13 protein-coding genes and 1 pseudogene are annotated in these 18,727 nt (G+C 37.8%); all 14 read left to right on the forward strand.

Annotation, left to right across the window (positions count from 1 at the left end; translation table 11 throughout):
- Position 1 precedes the first annotated feature (1 nt).
- Positions 2-1,282: a conjugal transfer protein MobB gene (gene mobB, locus QOL71_RS02165; protein ID WP_283415340.1), complete on the forward strand. Its 1,281-nt coding sequence runs from the start codon at positions 2-4 to the stop codon at positions 1,280-1,282.
- Between the two features lie 262 nt (positions 1,283-1,544).
- A complete protein-coding gene (gene mobC / locus QOL71_RS02170; RefSeq protein WP_283415341.1) occupies positions 1,545-3,545 on the forward strand; it encodes a conjugal transfer protein MobC in 2,001 nt (666 codons plus the stop codon).
- A gap of 149 nt (positions 3,546-3,694) precedes the next feature.
- Complete coding sequence (locus QOL71_RS02175; protein WP_024566613.1) at positions 3,695-4,072, forward strand: ArsR/SmtB family transcription factor; 378 nt, start codon at positions 3,695-3,697, stop codon at positions 4,070-4,072.
- Complete coding sequence (gene merTP, locus QOL71_RS02180; RefSeq protein WP_034735081.1) at positions 4,066-4,668, forward strand: mercuric transport protein MerTP; 603 nt, start codon at positions 4,066-4,068, stop codon at positions 4,666-4,668. Before QOL71_RS02175 ends, merTP begins: the two co-directional genes overlap by 7 nt.
- Entirely contained in the window at positions 4,668-4,874 is a 207-nt protein-coding gene (locus QOL71_RS02185) for a GDCCVxC domain-containing (seleno)protein (RefSeq protein WP_071840018.1), read from the forward strand. Before merTP ends, QOL71_RS02185 begins: the two co-directional genes overlap by 1 nt.
- A gap of 89 nt (positions 4,875-4,963) precedes the next feature.
- On the forward strand, positions 4,964-5,371 hold the full coding sequence (locus tag QOL71_RS02190) for a Fur family transcriptional regulator (protein ID WP_076782015.1): 408 nt from the start codon (positions 4,964-4,966) through the stop codon (positions 5,369-5,371).
- Between the two features lie 58 nt (positions 5,372-5,429).
- Entirely contained in the window at positions 5,430-5,756 is a 327-nt protein-coding gene (locus tag QOL71_RS02195; RefSeq protein WP_076782016.1) for a DUF6660 family protein, read from the forward strand.
- Positions 5,757-6,008: 252 nt separating this feature from the next.
- Complete coding sequence (locus QOL71_RS02200; protein ID WP_283415342.1) at positions 6,009-10,376, forward strand: CusA/CzcA family heavy metal efflux RND transporter; 4,368 nt, start codon at positions 6,009-6,011, stop codon at positions 10,374-10,376.
- 6 nt (positions 10,377-10,382) lie between these two features.
- Positions 10,383-11,669, forward strand: coding sequence for an efflux RND transporter periplasmic adaptor subunit (locus QOL71_RS02205; protein ID WP_283415343.1), 1,287 nt, complete (start codon positions 10,383-10,385; stop codon positions 11,667-11,669).
- Positions 11,670-11,681: 12 nt separating this feature from the next.
- Positions 11,682-12,281: a methyltransferase family protein gene (locus QOL71_RS02210; protein ID WP_283415344.1), complete on the forward strand. Its 600-nt coding sequence runs from the start codon at positions 11,682-11,684 to the stop codon at positions 12,279-12,281.
- A complete protein-coding gene (locus tag QOL71_RS02215) occupies positions 12,281-14,317 on the forward strand; it encodes a heavy metal translocating P-type ATPase (protein WP_283415345.1) in 2,037 nt (678 codons plus the stop codon). The genes QOL71_RS02210 and QOL71_RS02215 overlap by 1 nt, the downstream gene beginning before the upstream one ends.
- A gap of 369 nt (positions 14,318-14,686) precedes the next feature.
- A pseudogene (locus QOL71_RS02220) lies at positions 14,687-15,510 on the forward strand (RteC domain-containing protein).
- A gap of 115 nt (positions 15,511-15,625) precedes the next feature.
- The gene (locus QOL71_RS02225) at positions 15,626-16,189 is read left to right on the forward strand and encodes a helix-turn-helix domain-containing protein (protein ID WP_283415346.1); all 564 of its coding nucleotides are present in this window, start codon (positions 15,626-15,628) and stop codon (positions 16,187-16,189) included.
- Positions 16,190-16,277: 88 nt separating this feature from the next.
- Complete coding sequence (locus QOL71_RS02230) at positions 16,278-18,689, forward strand: heavy metal translocating P-type ATPase (protein WP_283415347.1); 2,412 nt, start codon at positions 16,278-16,280, stop codon at positions 18,687-18,689.
- Positions 18,690-18,727: the final 38 nt, after the last annotated feature.

Here is an 18,727-nt window from a genome sequence, read left to right on the forward strand (position 1 = left end):
TATGATTGCAAAAATTGGAAGAAGCAGTAATCTTTTTGGTACACTATCTTACAACAATTCAAAAATGGAAAAGGATAAAGGTGAAATATTATTAACCAATAAAATGATTGAAACAGCTGATGGAAAATATTCTGTTGCTCAATTGTCGAGATCATTTGAACCTTACCTATTAGCAAACCGTAATACAGAAAAACATACTCTGCATATTTCTTTAAATCCGGATCCTAAAGACAATGTTTCCAATGAGAAATACAGACTAATGGCTCTGCAATATATGCAAGATATGGGCTATGGAGAACAGCCGTTTGTTGTATTTAAACATACGGATATAGACCGAAGTCATATTCATATTGTCTCTGTATGCGTGGATGAGGATGGTAAAAAGATCTCCGACAAATTCGAAAAAGTACGTTCGATGAAAGTAAGCCGTAAACTGGAAGAGCAATTCGGATTAATATCAGCTATTGAAAAAGAAAATAAATTAAAAAGTGAAATTTTTAAAGCTGTTGATTATAAGCGAGGCGATGTCAAAAGTCAGATAGCCTCAGTGGTAAGAAACATCACTTCTCAATATCAATTTCAGTCCCTTAGTGAATACAATGCACTGCTCTCTCTTTACAATATTGCCGCAGAAAAAGTGGAAGGAGAAATGAACGGTTATTTGCAAAGAGGTTTAATGTACTTTCCAACAGACCGTAATGGTAAAAAAACAGGAAATCCCTTTAAAGCATCGCTGTTTGGCAAAAAGGCAGGTCTTGATTCATTGGAAAAGCACTTTGAATCCTTCAAGGCAAAAATGAAAAGTCTTTCTGAGAGAGATAAACTAAAAGAAAAAATTTTATTGGCATTACAATCTTCCAACGATGAAAAATCATTCACAAAAAAATTACAGAAAGAAGGCATTGATATCATGATCCGTAAAAATGATGTAGGAAGAATCTACGGAATAACTTTTATCGATCATCGGTCGAAAACGGTATGGAATGGATCACGTTTGGGAAAGGAATGTTCAGCCAATGCATTCAACGAGCTCTGGAATAACAATCTTAAACCGGATGAAAAAGGAACTGAACAGACAAATAAAAAATCGTGTTCGTCGAATGATACAAATTTTCCTGAACCAATATTGGATCGCTTTTTTGATATGATGGATACAGAGTCTGCTAAAGATTTATTGGAAGCAGTAGGCGGCCTATTACCATCGGCACAGGAAGAAGATTATGAGGAAATTGATTTTGAAAAAAGGATGAGAAGAAAGAAAAAGCGATTGAGAAAAAAATGATATAACATAATTCTTGTCCTATCGTAATGTCATATGTTATGAGGCTTTACTGTCACTTAAAGGGAAGTTATCATCAAATGTTGATGTAATTCGTTAAGCTATTTTTCTTTTTGGAATAGCCTTAGTCATTATCCTGTTTATAGCACTTTTTATAAGTCAAAAAGACAGGCAATGCCATGCAATGCCCAACAAGCCTCCTGGTGTCCATAGTTAGATAACTAATACATCACCTGCTATCTTGTTCAGAATTAAACAATAAAAGATGCAAGGAGAAGATGATCTACGTGGCTTGGCCAAGATTATGGCTTTGATGCGAGCAGTCAGTATTTTAGTAGTATTGATGCATTTATATTGGTTTTGCTACGGCTTTTTCGAAGAACGGGGATGGACGCTGCAAATTATCAATACAATTTTACATAATTTTAACAGGACTGCAGGTCTTTTCTCCCATACCATCTATTCAAAATTATTTGCCACACTATTATTAGGTTTAAGCTGTCTGGGTACAAAAGGGGTAAAAAATGAAAAAATTACATGGAAAAAAATCAACACTGCACTTATATCGGGTGTACTGATCTTTTATTTCAATACCTATCAGCTAAATCTATCGTCGAAAGCCTCTGCTTACCTATACATATTTTCTACGGGTTTAGGCTATATCCTTCTTATGCTCGCGGGAGTCTGGATGAACGGGTTACTGAAAAATAACTTGATGAATGATGTCTTCAACAGTGAAAACGAAAGCTTTCAACAGGAAACCAAGCTGATGGAAAACGAATACTCCGTGAACCTACCCACCAAGTTTTACTACAAAGGAAAATGGAACAGCGGTTGGATTAACATCGTCAATCCTTTCAGGGCATCTATCGTATTGGGAACACCCGGCTCCGGAAAATCTTATGCGATCGTAAACAATTACATCAAGCAACAGATTGAGAAAGGCTTTAGTATGTACTTCTACGATTTCAAGTTTGACGACCTTTCGACTATTGCCTATAATCACTTACTGAAGCATCGGGATAAATACAAAGTTCAGCCGAAATTTTACGTGATAAATTTCGATGACCCACGCAAGAGCCACCGTTGTAATCCGTTGAACCCCGACTTTATGACGGACATTTCGGATGCTTATGAAGCAGCTTATACCATAATGCTGAACCTCAACAGGTCGTGGATACAGAAACAAGGGGATTTTTTCGTGGAAAGCCCGATTATTCTTTTAGCTGCTATTATTTGGTATTTGAAAATTTACGAAGATGGCAAGTATTGTACATTTCCTCACGCCATTGAATTGCTGAATAAAAAGTATTCGGACGTGTTCACGATTTTAACGTCATACCCCGATTTGGAAAACTATCTTTCTCCGTTTATGGATGCTTGGCAAGGCGGAGCGCAAGACCAATTACAGGGACAGATTGCATCGGCAAAAATTCCTTTGTCAAGAATGATTAGCCCGCAATTGTATTGGGTAATGACCGGGGATGATTTTACGCTCGACATCAACAATCCCAAAGAACCTAAAATTTTGTGTGTAGGTAACAATCCCGACCGCCAAAATATCTACTCCGCAGCATTGGGTTTATACAATTCGAGAATTGTAAAGCTCATCAACAAAAAAGGGCAATTAAAGAGTTCGGTTATCATAGATGAGCTGCCCACGATTTATTTTAGGGGACTGGACAATCTTATTGCAACTGCCCGTAGCAATAAGGTAGCGGTATGCTTGGGATTTCAGGATTTTTCGCAATTAATACGTGACTATGGCGATAAGGAAGCAAAGGTTATCCAGAATACCGTTGGGAATATTTTCAGTGGGCAGGTTGTTGGCGAAACGGCAAAAAGCCTTTCGGAACGCTTTGGAAAAGTATTGCAGAAACGCCAAAGTATGACGATTAACCGCAACGATAAATCTACCTCCATATCAACACAGTTGGACAGCCTTATTCCTGCATCGAAAATTTCAACGCTTACACAAGGTATGTTTGTCGGTTCTGTATCGGATAACTTCGATGAACGTATTGAGCAGAAAATATTTCACGCCGAAGTTGTAGTGGACAATGAAAAGGTAGCGGCAGAAAGCAAAGCCTATCAGCAAATACCGCAAATCTTATCTTTTGTAAATGAGCAGGGCGAGGATAAGATGAAGCAGGAAATAGAAAACAATTACAAGCAGATAAAATCAGACATTCTGAATATTGTTGTTAGTGAAATGGAGCGTATCAAGAATGACCCTAACTTACAGCATTTGGTGCAGAAAGAATGATTATACTAAATATTTTTGTGATTTTTCCATTAATATATTGTTAGAAGAATTAAAAGTAACAGCACCATTACGTCAACATATAAAATGCCAAATTTTAATACTCATAATTTAGCATTTGCTTAAATAAACAAATTAGTTACATTTGCATTATGGATAATACTTCTTGTACACGACAACAGGCAGACATTAAACAAATCAATCGCTGTAAAGAAAGAGTTTCGGAACTCCACAGTTCGTTTGACTATTTGTCGAACGCACTTGAATTGACTGGAAACAATGTAAGACTGAAAATTCTGTTTCTTCTTTATGAAGAAAAACGACTTTGTGTTTGTGATGTGAGTGAAATTCTTGGAATGACAATTTCAGCGATTTCTCAGCACTTGAGAAAACTTAAAGACCGAAAGCTTATTGAAACCGAAAGAGAGGCGCAAACCATTTTTTACTCATTGACAAAAGAGTATGAGAAAATGTTGGACCCATTTTTTAAAATACTTGACGATAAAAAAAATTTAGAAACAATATGGTAACGGACGGAAAACTAATTGGGACTGGACTTTTGACAGCAATAGCAGCTTCATTATGTTGCATTACACCTGTTTTGGCTCTCATAGCAGGAACAAGTGGACTTGCTTCAACTTTCTCTTGGCTCGAACCTTTTCGTCCATATTTTATCGGGTTAACTATTTTAGTGCTTGCTTTTGCTTGGTATCAAAAATTGAAACCGCAAAAGAAAATTGACTGCAACTGTGAAACAACTGAAAAATCAAACTTTATGAAAACAAAATCATTTTTAGGAATTATTACCGTTATGGCGGCTTTACTTTTATCATTTCCGCTTTATGCTCACATTTTTTTTCCAAAGACCGAAAGTAAAGCAATTATTACCCAAACTTCCAAAATTCAGAAAGTTGAGTTTACAATCAAAGGGATGACTTGTTCAGGTTGTGAACACCACGTTAAAACGGAAGTTAGTAAACTAAAAGGAATTGTGGAAGTTGTGGTTTCTTATGAGAAAGGCAATGCCATTGTTAAGTTTGACAACAAACAAACAAGTATTATAGAAATTGAAAAAGCTATCAATTCGACAGGTTATAAATCAATAAAAAGTAAAATTATATCATAATGGAAATTAAATTACAATCAGTAATAACTTGTCCAAACTGCGGATACAAAAAAGAGGAAACAATGCCGACAGATGCTTGCCAATATTTTTATGAATGTGAAAATTGCAAGACGAGATTAAAACCATTGCAAGGCGATTGTTGTGTGTATTGCAGTTACGGGACTGTTCCTTGTCCTCCAATACAACAAGACAAAAAATGCTGTTGACAAACTGGAAGCAACCTCGTCCGAGAGAATGCAGATTTCTCTGGATATTTAATAAATAATTGGATATGTTTTGGTGAAAATAAATGACAATGACTGAATTAGAAAATGTTTTACAACAAAGAAATATAAAGCCCACAGCAATGCGTTTGTTGGTAGTAGAAAAATTATTGAAACAGCAATATGCCATTAGTCATAAAGAATTGGCAGAACTGTTTGAAAATGCAGATAATGTCACTTTGTTTAGAACTTTAAAAACATTTTTAGAGCATAAACTTATTCATACCATTGATGATGGAACAGGTGTTGTAAAATATGCACTTTGCCAATCCGGTTGCAGTTGTAATCCTTCGGAGCAGCACACGCATTTCCATTGCTCACAATGCAAACGGACTTTTTGCCTTACAGATGCAGAAATACCGAGCATTAATCTTCCTCAAAATTTTAAATTAGAAGGTATCAATTTGGTTCTCAAAGGAAGGTGTGACAGATGCAATTAAAACAATCTGAAACTTTGCAATCCGATTGCACAAATTATTTTTCTATATTTGTACCCTAATGAAATGGTTTCTCACAATATGGACTTTTTACCTGATGGTACTCGCAGCGTTGCCTTGCAGCGATGCAAGCAATCAGTGTGAAGATACCGTTCCTAAAATTGAAACCGCCCAAGCTCACGAACATAACCAGGATAGCGACGACAATTGCAGTCCTTTTTGCTATTGCAGTTGTTGCAGTGTAAGCATCGGGTCATTCAATTTCAAGCCTTTTGAAATCAAGCAACCTAAAGTAGCTTTCTCTACAAAAAAATTCACAATCCGTGATTACAATTTAATTTCCCGCTACCAAGGAAATATCTGGAACCCACCCAAATTTACTGTTTAATTTTTACAGATTTTCCAAATGCTGTTGATGGCTGATGTTTAGCCTTAACTGAAGAAGCTCCTGTCATTCATTTGCTAATGATATGTGCAATCCATTTAAGTTTTCCTGTTTGTTTCAGATAAATTCATAAAGCCTTTGCTTTTGTGATAATGGGCAAATAGTACGTTTTCCATTCTATAGACATTGATAAATCTGTTGGCTGCTTACCACAAGTGGCAAGTATATTTTTTGTAAAATATTAAACAGAAATACGTGTTAGATAATATTATAAAATTCAGTATCAAGAACAAGCTTGTCGTTGGTATAATGACCTTGTTACTCATCATTTGGGGAGTGTGGAGCGCCACAAAACTACCCATTGATGCCGTACCCGATATTACCAATAATCAGGTGCAAATAATTACGGTTTGTCCCACATTGGCGGGACAAGAAGTAGAACAATTAGTAACTTTTCCTATTGAGCAAAGTATTGCAAATATTCCAGATTTAGAGGAAACACGGAGTATTTCGAGGTTTGGTTTGTCGGTAATTACGGTTGTATTTAAAGACAATGTAGATATTTATTTTGCCCGGCAATTAATCAATGAAAAATTAAAAGAAGCCGAAGAAAAAATCCCGAAAGGAATTGGTATACCGGAACTCGCTCCCATAAGTACAGGTTTGGGCGAAGTGTATCAATACATCATCCATCCTAAAAAAGGAAGCGAGAAAAAATACGATGCCAAAGAACTGCGTACAATGCAGGATTGGATTGTAGCCCGACAATTATACGGAACTCCCGGAATTGCCGAAGTCAACAGTTTTGGTGGCGAGCTGAAACAATATGAAGTAGCCGTGAACCCAAACCGCCTTAGAGCAATGGGTGTAAGTGTTACTGATATTTTTACAGCATTAGAAAAAAACAATCAAAATACAGGCGGTGCCTACATTGATAAAAAACCGAATGCTTATTTCATCCGTGGAATTGGCTTGGTTACTTCCTTAGATGATGTGAAAAATATCAGTGTAAAAAATGACGGTGGCAGTATTCCCATTTTTATTAAAGATGTAGCCGATGTAAGATTTGGAAGTGCGGTAAGATATGGCGCAATGACTTACAATGGCGAAGTAGATGCAGTGGGCGGTGTGGTAATGATGCTGAAAGGCGAAAACAGTAACGAGGTTGTCAATCGTATCAAAGAAAAACTACCCATTATTCAAAAATCTTTACCCGACGATATTATCATCGAACCTTATTTAGACCGTACCGATTTGGTAGGCAGAGCAATGAGTACCGTAGAAAAAAACCTGATAGAAGGCGCATTGATTGTCGTCTTTGTATTGGTTATTTTCTTAGGAAATTTCAGAGCAGGATTGATTGTAGCTTCTGCTATTCCTTTAGCGATGCTGTTTGCTTTAGCCTTAATGAATGTGTTTGGCGTGAGTGCCAATTTAATGAGTTTGGGTGCGATAGATTTTGGTTTAATTGTAGATGGTGCAGTAATTATTGTGGAAGCTACTTTGCATCATTTAGGGTTACGAAAATCCACACAAAAACTTACTCAACAGGAAATGGATAATGAAGTATTTACATCCGCTTCTAAAATCCGTAGCAGTGCAGCATTTGGCGAAATCATTATCTTGATTGTTTACATTCCTATTTTAACGTTGGTAGGTGTAGAAGGGAAAATGTTCCGTCCGATGGCGCAAACAGTAGGTTTTGCAATATTTGGCGCATTGATTTTATCCCTCACTTATATCCCGATGATGTGTGCTTTGTTTTTGTCTAAAAAGCCAATGCATAAAGAAAACATTTCAGATAAAATGATGAATTGGTTGCAAAAAATGTATCAACCATTATTAGAAAAAGCCATTAAAATAAAATATTGGTTAGTGGGAATTACCGTTGCCATATTTGCCTTTACATTATCTTTATTTGGCAGAATGGGTGGCGAATTTATACCACAATTGCAGGAAGGCGATTTTGCCTTTCACTGCATTTTGCCACAAGGAAGTTCATTAAGCCAAAGTATCGAAACATCAATGCAAGCTTCAAGAATTATCAAGCAATTTGATGAAGTAAAAATGGTTGTAGGTAAAACCGGAGCAGCAGAAGTACCAACCGACCCAATGCCGCCCGAAGCAACCGATATGATGATTTTGCTGAAACCTCAAAGCGAATGGAAAAGTGGCAGAACTTACGATGAATTAGCCGATGCCATCAACCAAAAATTAGAAGCAATACCTGGCGTATTTTTTGAAAAAAACCAACCAATACAAATGCGTTTCAATGAATTGATGACAGGCATCAGGCAAGATGTGGCGGTAAAAATATTTGGCGAAAATTTAGATACATTGGCGCTGAATGCCGATAAAGTAAGCAAAGTTATCCAAACCGTAGAAGGCGCTAGAGCTCCGCAGGTGGAACGTGTGAGTGGATTACCACAAATTAATGTAGAATACGACCGAACTCGTTTAGCCAATTATGGAATTAATGTAGAAGACGTAAACAACGTGGTAAGTACCGCTTTTGCAGGGAAAAGTGCAGGTGTGGTTTTCGAAAATGAAAGAAGATTTGATTTGGTTGTTCGGTTAGATAGTGTTTACAGAAGCAGTATCGAAGATGTAAATAATTTAATGATACCAACTTCTACAGGCAATCAAATTCCGTTATCGCAAGTTGCTACGATTGATTATAAATTAGGTCCGGCGCAAATAAGTCGTGAAGCAGGAAAAAGAAGAATTGTAATCGGGTTCAACGTTGCAGGCAGAGATGTGCAAAGTGTGGTAGAAGAAATTCAGCAAAAATTGAATGCTCAGGTAAAATTACCGCCTGGATATTATTTCACGTATGGAGGTCAGTTTGAAAATCTGAAAGAAGCCAGCAACAGATTAATGATAGCCGTTCCGATTTCTTTGTTATTGATTTTTGTATTGCTCTATTTTACGTTCCGTTCCTTCAAACAAGCAGGTTTAATATTTACCGCAATTCCGATGAGTGCGATTGGTGGCGTTTTGGCTTTAATGCTTCGTGGAATGCCTTTCAGCATCAGTGCGGGAATTGGTTTTATCGCCTTGTTTGGTGTAGCCGTTCTTAACGGAATTGTATTGATAGGCACTTTCAACCAATTGGAAAAAGAAGGAATGAAAGATATTTTCAAACGAGTAATCGAAGGGACAAAAATAAGACTTCGACCTGTATTGATGACCGCAACTGTTGCCAGTTTAGGATTTTTACCAATGGCATTGAGCAGCAGCGCAGGTGCAGAAGTTCAAAAACCTTTAGCAACCGTAGTAATTGGTGGTTTGTTTACGGCAACTTTCCTTACGTTGTTCGTTCTGCCATTACTCTACATCATTTTTAATTCAAAAATTAATTTAAAAAGAAAATTCAAAGTGAAACCCATTGCAACTATCATTGTATTGCTACTATCCTTGGTAGGTTTTACAGCAAATGCACAAACTCAGCATTTATCAAGTGTTGATGATGCGATAAATATTGCCCTACAAAATAATCAAAGTATTAAAGCATCTGATTTGGAAATTGAGGCGAGTAAAGTTTTGAAAAAAACAGCCGGAGAATTACCAAAACTCGATTTTAACGCACAATTGGGTCAATATAATAGTACAAAATTCGACCAGTCTTTTCAGGTCACACAAACAATTCCATTTCCTTCATTATTTGGAGCAAAAAAGCAATTGATTAATGCAGAAATAAAAGGTAAAGAAATACAGAAAAGCCTAAGTGTTTTAGAATTAAAAAATCAGGTACGAACGTATTATTATCAAATCCTGTACCTGCAACACAATCAAAAACAATTGCAACAATTGGACAGCTTATATGGTGATTTTATTGGCATTGCAAAGCTTCGATACAAAACTGGTGATACTAAAAAAGTGGATATAAGTACAGCAGAAGCTAAGAAAGGGGAAATCAATTTATTGTTAAAACAGAATGAAGTGTTATTAAATAATGCAGTTGCCAGTCTGAAAACATTAATGAATGCTAAAGAAGATTTTATCATTGTAGAAAATGGAATTTTTCAACCTTTACAAATCAGTAATTTGCTGGACAATGATGCAGTAGCCAATCATCCTGCTATTCAATCTTTGTATCAGGAAGCAGTTATTGCGGAAAAAACCAAAAAAGTAGAACGGGCACAAGGTTTACCCGATTTTACGATTGGGTATGTCAATCAGTCTTTAATTGGTTTTCAAAATGTGAATGGAGCTGAGAAGTTTTTCAATGGCGGAAACCGGTTTAATTCTGTAAACATCGGCATTGCAATTCCCATTACTTACGGTGCTACAAAGGCAAGGATAGAATCTTTGGATTATAGAAAGCAAGCAGCCGAAGCCAATGCACAACAGCAACAGAAAACGTTGGCAACACAAATACAAAATGCTTTGTTGCAATACCAGCAGGATATGAAGCAGTTCAATTATTTTCAGCAGGAAGCTTTGCCTAATGCTAAAGAAATTGTTTCAGCGGCACAATTGGGTTACAAAACAGGCGACATCGGTTATGTAGAATATCTTTTTGCTTTGCAAACCGCAACCGATATTCAGTTGAATTACCTCAAAAGCATTCAGCAGGTCAACCAATCTGTAATCAATATTTATTCATTCATCAATCAATAAGTACAAATGAAATTCAATATAAAAAAAATCACGTTGATGACAGCCATAGCTGTTTTACTATTTGCTTTTTCTGCCTGTAAAAATGATAAGAAAGCAGAAGATAAATCTGCCGAAACCAAAACTGCAGGAAAAGAAGAAGCACCACACGAGGAAGAAACGCCAACCATTGCCACACTTACCGAAGAACAAATAAAAACGGTAGGCATACAATTAGGCACCATTGAACACAAGGAATTAACAGCAACCATCAAAGCAAACGGAAATCTGAAAGTTCCCAATAACAATAAAGCCAACGCCACTTCTTTGTATGGCGGTGTGATAAGAACACTGAAAGTTCAAATTGGAGATTATGTAAGAAAAGGTCAGGTTATTGCAACCATTGCCAATCCGCAGTTCATCCAATTGCAGGAAGAATATTTGAGTACAGCAAGCAGAATTACGTTTGCAGAACAGGAATTAGCAAGGCAAAAAGAACTGAATGAAGGCAATGCAGGTGCAAAGAAAAATCTGCAAAGTGCTACTGCCGAATTAAGCAGTTTAAGAACCCGCAGAGCTTCCTTGCAACAGCAGATACAATTAATGGGCATCAATCCAGGTTCGGTATCAAACGGAAATTTAAAATCCGCATTGGTCGTAACCAGTCCGCTGAATGGTACGGTTAGCAACGTTTTTGCCAAAATTGGAAGTTATGTAGATGTTTCTTCGCCGGTTATCGAAATTGTAGATAACAGTTCATTGCATTTAGATTTACAGGTGTTTGAAAAAGATTTACCACAGGTAAAAGTTGGACAAACTATTCATTTTACTTTAACCAATAATCCTACTGCTGAGTATGATGCTACAGTTTTCAGCATTGGTTCATCCTTTGAAAACGAGAGCAAAACCATCGCCGTTCATTGTCGTGTAAATGGTAATAAAAGTGGTTTAATTGATGGAATGAACATCACTGGTATTGTCAGTCTTAGCAATGTAACAACTCCAGCTGTACCCAATGATGCGATTGTAAATGCCGATGGTAAATACTACATTTTTGTACAAACCAATAAAGAAGCAGAAGCCCATCACGAAGAAGGCGAAAAAGAAGGCGACCACAAAGAGGGCGAAGAAAAAGACCATAAAGAAGATAAAACGGCTAAGAATTTTGAAAAGGTAGAAGTGCTGAAAGGCGTATCTGATATGGGTTACACCGCTGTAACTTTTGTAAATGAAATTCCTGCCAATGCTAAAATTGTAGTTAAAGGTGCGTTTTTCGTCAATGCAAAACTAAGCAATGCAGGTGGTCACGAACATTAAAAATTGAACGCTATGGTTTGGTTAAAATTTTATTTGCCGGTGTATTTGGTGTTGTATATGATGGTAGCTTTTGTGCTGCCATCATACCGCACCTACAAGCAAACAGGTATCAATCCCGTAACTTTTGGCAAAACAGATAATGCACACGATTATATCGGTTTTGTGATGAAGGTATTGATAGCATTGCTCTTCGTTGCGGTATTCATCTATTCGTTCAGCGATAAAATATATCAATATTTAGTGCCGATTTCTTATTTAATGAAAGACGTGTTTTTAATCATTGCATTAATACTGATACACCTTTCATTACTATGGATTTCAGTAGCGCAATATCAAATGAGTAACAGTTGGCGTGTCGGTATTGATGAAAATAACAAAACCGAATTAATCACAAAAGGATTATTCTCTTACAGCCGGAACCCGATTTTTTTGGGAATGATAATCAGTGTTGCAGGAATATTTTTTATACTACCCAATACACTTACATTTTTCCTGATGCTTACTACCTATATCGTTATTCAAATTCAGATAAGACTGGAAGAAGAGTTTTTGGAAAAACAACACGGAGAACAATATTTAATTTATAAAAAAACAACTAAAAGACTACTCTAATGGAACACAAACATAAATACGATGCACAAGGCAAACAGCTTTGCTGCACACCACAGGAAGAAAAAATATATACCGATGCTAATGCTAAAAAATTATTAGAAAAGCATCACAACAATGACGGTCACAACCACGAACACAGCGATGATGACGGTCACAACCACGGAAGTACCGACAAATCTACGTTTCAAATGTTTTTACCTGCCATTATCAGTTTTGTTTTACTGATGATTGCTATTGCTTTTGATAATTGGCTACCGCAATCCTGGTTTACAGGTTGGGTAAGAATTATTTGGTATGCAATAGCCTATTTACCTGTTGGATTTCCTGTAATTAAAGAAGCATTTGAGAGCATCCGCAAAAGCGATGTATTTTCAGAGTTTTTATTGATGAGCATTGCCACTATCGGAGCTTTCGCCATTGGCGAATATCCAGAAGGTGTTGCCGTTATGCTGTTTTACGCCGTTGGCGAAGTGTTCCAAACATTAGCCGTAACAAGAGCCAAAGCCAACATTAAAACCCTGCTCGACCAAAGACCCGATGAAGTAACGATTTTAGAAAATAACCAACCTAAAACTGTAAAAGCAGCAACTGTAAGCATCGGCAATATCATTCAATTAAAACCCGGAGAGAAATTAGGATTGGATGGCGAATTGTTATCCGAAACGGCAGCATTCAACACCGCAGCATTAACTGGCGAAAGCAAACCCGACACCAAAACCAAAGGCGAAACTGTTTTAGCAGGAATGATAAATTTAAACACAGTTGCACAGGTAAAAGTAACCACGGCATATACCGATAGCAAGCTTTCAAAGATTTTGGAATTGGTTCAGAATGCTACTGCACAAAAAGCACCAACAGAGTTATTCATCAGAAAATTCGCAAAAATCTATACACCAATTGTTGTGTTATTAGCAGTGCTTATTACTGTTGTTCCTTACTTTTTTGTTGATAATTATTTGTTCAGTCAATGGTTATACAGAGCATTAGTGTTTTTGGTTATTTCTTGTCCGTGTGCTTTGGTTATCAGTATTCCTTTAGGGTATTTTGGTGGAATTGGTGCCGCTTCAAAAAATGGGATTTTATTCAAAGGAAGTAACTTTTTAGATGTGATTGCAGGTATTCAGAATGTTGTGATGGATAAAACCGGAACAATGACCGAAGGCGTTTTCAAAGTACAGGAAGTTAATTTGAAACCTGAATTAAATAAAGACGAAATTCTGAAATTGGTAAATGCCTTAGAAAGTCAAAGTACACATCCTGTTGCCACAGCCATTCATCAATATGTAGGAGAAATTGACAATTCCCTAAAATTAGAAAACACAGAAGAAATAGCAGGTCACGGTTTAAAAGCCAACGTAAACGGAAAAGAATTATTGGTAGGTAATTTCAAATTGATGGACAAGTTCAATATCAGTTATGATTTAGACCCAAGTACGATTGTTTACACTTTAATCGCCATTGCTTACGATGGAAAATTTGCAGGCTACATTACCATTGCCGACAGTATTAAAGAAGATGCACAGATTACAATTGACAAACTAAAAACATTAGGCGTAAAAACTACAATGTTGAGTGGAGATAAAAGCACCGTGGTAAAATTTGTTGCTGATAAATTGGGAATTAATAATGCCTTCGGCGACTTGTTGCCAGAAGACAAAGTAAATAAAGTAAAAGAAATAAAAACCAAAAACGAAACCGTAGCATTTGTTGGCGATGGAGTGAATGATGCGCCTGTAGTAGCTTTGAGCGACGTAGGTATGGCAATGGGCGGTTTAGGAAGTGATGCCACTATTGAAACTGCCGATGTAGTAATCCAAGATGACAAGCCGAGTAAAATTCCGATGGCAATCAATATTGGTAAACAAACCAAGAAAATAGTGTTGCAAAACATCACATTGGCGTTTGTAGTAAAAGGTGTCGTATTAGTACTGGGCGCAGGTGGATTAGCTACAATGTGGGAAGCCGTTTTCGCAGATGTGGGAGTTGCATTATTGGCAATATTAAATGCGGTAAGGATACAGCGGATGAAATTTTAAGATTAGGTCATCCTAATGATGAATAAAACAGACAATGCGTAAGAAAGGCAAAAGTTATCAAAAAGTACCTCCGTACAAAAGATACGGAGCTTCTAAACCCTCAAATGTCAATTTGTCGAAGAAGAAGAAAAGACCTTCGCTCTTTATGATACTTTTTGGGATATTTTTTAGCTCTGTGTCTTATTGCTTTGATATACATAAAATTAGACACTATTATATCTATCCCTATCACTAAAAATGGACTTATTAGTTCTGTATCGAGCAAAAACCAAAGTTCCAAAAGAGAAACCCGAAAATGCAAATTTCTTTCAAATATGACAGTATTTGGGCTTCTCTATTATTGTTTAAAAAATAGATTTAGGATAACGGATGGATAAATTTTATAACGAAACGCTGGCTAAGCTGGAAAACGAAATCAAAGAATTTGAGATTGAAGCAGACTGTTCGATAGAACGCATTGAAGCAGTTATACAACTTATTATCAAATGTTTATTCGACGTAAAAAAATATATTTTAAAAAGAGGATTTAAGAATGTTGATGAAGAAATTCGCTTTTTTAAATATCAAAAGCCAATTATCGTTTCAAAGCTCATCTATTATAATGCCATCTATAAAATCGAAACGAGAAAACCGTATGGAAATAAGCGTACAAGAAATATTTTGTCAAAGAACTGAAAAAGCTAAAAAGGTTCTTTGAAAATAACCTTGATTTTTATAAATATTACCGTAGCAATAATTCTTTCTTTGACGAACAATTTTTTGTACGTGGCAAGCACGATATAAGACTATGGTTAGACACTTTTTATTTTGAGGCAGACCATCGCTTTTCTACTTCGCACGATTATAAGGTTGCCAAGATAATTGCTAATGACCTGATACAGGTATATTTGGAAGACAGGTTAAATAACATCAACGTTAAAAAGGTTTCAGACAATTCGTTGAAATGGACAGCAAGCAAAACTGCATTCACGGAACTCATTTATGCACTGTACCCCCACGGTGCATTTAACAATGGGAATACAGAAATAAAATTGATAGCCAAAACGTTTGAAGATGCCTTCAATATTGAGTTAGGCGACTTTTACCATACGTTTATGGAACTTTAAGCCCGCAAAATAAACCGAACGAAATTCCTCGACAGGCTGTGTGAAGCACTGATAAAGAAAATGGACGAACAAGATGAAAAACAGTAAGTATATATGTACACAGGCTTTATTCCTCTTGGCAAGAAGTCAGAGTAATTAAACTTAAATTGTAAATTTGTTTATTGCTTATGTATTAAATACTAAACGTAGTCAGTAAATAAATATGAATACAATCTTTATTAAAAATATGGTTTGCGACCGTTGCATTATGGTGGTACAAAACGAATTGGAAAAACTGGGATTAGATGCTAAAAATATAAAACTGGGCGAAGTTATTCTTTCCAAAGAAATAACATCTCTGGAAAAAGAGAATTTGTCCAAAACTTTAGAGCCATTAGGATTTGAAGTAATTGACGATAAAAAAGGCAGGATAATAGAAAAGATAAAGAACATTATCATTGACCTGGTACACCATCAGGATAGTGATGTAAAAATCAATCTTTCGGATGTATTGAGCGATAAACTGCACCACGATTACAATTACCTGTCCAATCTGTTTTCGGAGGTAGAGGGTACGACCATTGAAAAATACTTTATCGCCCAAAAGGTTGAAAAAGTAAAAGAATTGTTGGTGTACGATGAGTTGACATTAAGTGAGATTGCGAACCGCCTAAATTATTCGAGCGTGGCATATTTGAGTAACCAGTTTAAAAAAGTTACCGGGCTAACACCAAGCCATTTCAAACAGATTAAAGAGGATAAAAGAAAACCGTTGGATAAAGTGTAAGTAAATCTTACAAATCAAATCCAAAATTTCACACCAGTACCCATAAATATAATAGCCAATTTTGTATTGTAAATTAAAGCAGGCAAATATGGCGACAAACAGAGAAAATATATACATTCCATTGGAGGATGTAGAAAGCGAACACTGTGCATTAATCGTTGAAAAGGGATTGGCACAGGTAAAAGGCGTAGAAACCCATAAAGTAGAGCTGAACAACCGAAGGGCAGTGATTACAGTAGATAGCAATGAAACCGTAGGCGAGGCTGTTAAGGCAATTAAAGATTTAGGTTACGGAGTTCCTACGGTTAAAAGTGCTTTTCCGGTATTGGGCATGACCTGTGCATCCTGTGCGGGCAGTGCCGAAAGCATTGTGAAATACCAACCGGGAGTAGTTAATGCTTCCGTGAACTTTGCAACGGGCAATCTTACCGTGGAATATCTGCCCAATATGACCGATGCCTCCACCCTGCAAAAAGCGGTTCAGGGAGTAGGTTACGACCTATTGATTGAAGACGAAACCAAGCAGCAGGAAAGGCTCGAAGGCATCCACGAAAAGAAATTCCGAACCTTGAAAAACAAGACCATTTGGGCAATTATCCTTTCCCTGCCCGTGGTAATCATAGGAATGTTCTTTATGGATATGCCCTATGCAGACCCGATAATGTGGCTCTTTTCCACGCCCGTTGTAATATGGTTGGGCAGGGATTTTTTTGTAAACGCTTGGAAGCAGGCAAAGCACCGTTCCGCCAATATGGATACGCTGGTGGCATTGAGTACAGGTATTGCCTACCTGTTCAGTGTTTTCAATATGCTGTTTGCCGACTTTTGGCATCAACGGGGACTGCATGCTCACGTATATTTTGAAGCGGCTGCCGTTATTATCGCATTCATCCTCTTGGGAAAACTGCTGGAAGAAAGAGCCAAAGGCAACACCTCTTCAGCCATTAAGAAGCTGATGGGCTTGCAGCCAAAAACGGTCATCGTGGTACAGGCGGACGGAACGGAAAAGCAGACCGCTATCGAAGACGTAAGCGCAGGCGATGTGATACTCGTAAAGCCCGGTGAAAAGATTGCGGTAGACGGCATGGTCATATCGGGCAATTCGTATGTGGACGAAAGCATGTTAAGCGGTGAGCCTGTACCTGTATTGAAAAAAGAAAAAGAAAAAGTATTTGCAGGAACGATTAACCAAAAAGGCAGCTTCCGGTTCAGGGCGGTAAAAGTGGGCAAAGAAACCATGCTTGCCCACATCATCAAAAGGGTGCAAGATGCACAGGGAAGCAAAGCACCCGTACAGAAACTGGTCGATAGGATTGCGGGCATCTTTGTTCCCACAGTGATAGGTATTGCCATCCTGACATTTACGCTATGGTTGATTTTGGGAGGCGAAAACGGGGTTGTTCAAGGTCTGTTGGCAGCCGTTACGGTATTGGTCATTGCCTGCCCCTGTGCTTTAGGCTTAGCGACACCCACCGCTATTATGGTAGGCGTTGGTAAAGGTGCTGAAAATGGCATTTTGATAAAGGATGCCGAAAGTTTGGAACTGGCCAAAAAAGTAAATGCCATCGTTTTGGACAAAACCGGAACCATCACCGAGGGAAGACCACAGGTAACGGGCATTAAATGGCTGAACAATGAGGACACTGCAAAAGAAATCCTTTTGAGCATCGAAAAGCAATCCGAGCATCCATTGGCAGAAGCCGTAGTGAAGCATCTTGGCGATGTAGCGACCACCTCTTTATCCATGTTCGACAGCATTACGGGCAAAGGCGCAAAAGCAGACCATGATAACGAAACCTATTATGTAGGCAACAAAAAGCTATTGGCAGAAAACAACATTGCCATTGCCGGAGAATTACAAGACCAGGCCGAAGAATGGGGCAAACAGTCTAAAACCGTTATCTGGTTTGCAAACAGCAAAAAGGCTCTTGCTGTAATCGCTATCGCCGATAAGATTAAGGAAACATCGGTGCAGGCTATCCGGGAAATGCAGGAAATGGGCATTGACCTGTATATGCTGACCGGAGATAATGAAGCTACCGCTAAAGCCATTGCGGAGCAGACAGGCATCAAGCATTACAAAGCCGAAGTTTTGCCACAGCATAAAGCCGACTTTGTGAAAGAACTGCAAAGTAAAGGAAAGGTAGTGGCAATGGTGGGCGATGGTATCAACGACAGCACCGCATTGGCAACAGCCGATGTAAGTATCGCAATGGGCAAAGGCAGCGACATCGCAATGGACGTAGCCAAGATGACCATCATTTCGTCCGACCTGACCAAGATACCGCAGGCAATACGCTTGTCCAAACAGACCGTAGCCACCATCAAGCAAAACCTGTTCTGGGCGTTTATCTACAACGTAATCGGCATTCCGGTAGCGGCAGGCATCCTTTACCCTGTTAACGGCTTCCTGCTCAACCCGATGATTGCGGGTGCGGCAATGGCATTGAGCAGCGTGAGCGTGGTCAGTAACAGCCTGCGGTTGAAGTGGAAGAAATAAAACAGTAAATCTCACAAATCAAACAAGAAATTACACAA

It is taken from the genome of Epilithonimonas pallida (assembly GCF_900182975.1).
GTDB classification, from domain to species: Bacteria; Bacteroidota; Bacteroidia; order Flavobacteriales; family Weeksellaceae; genus Epilithonimonas; species Epilithonimonas pallida.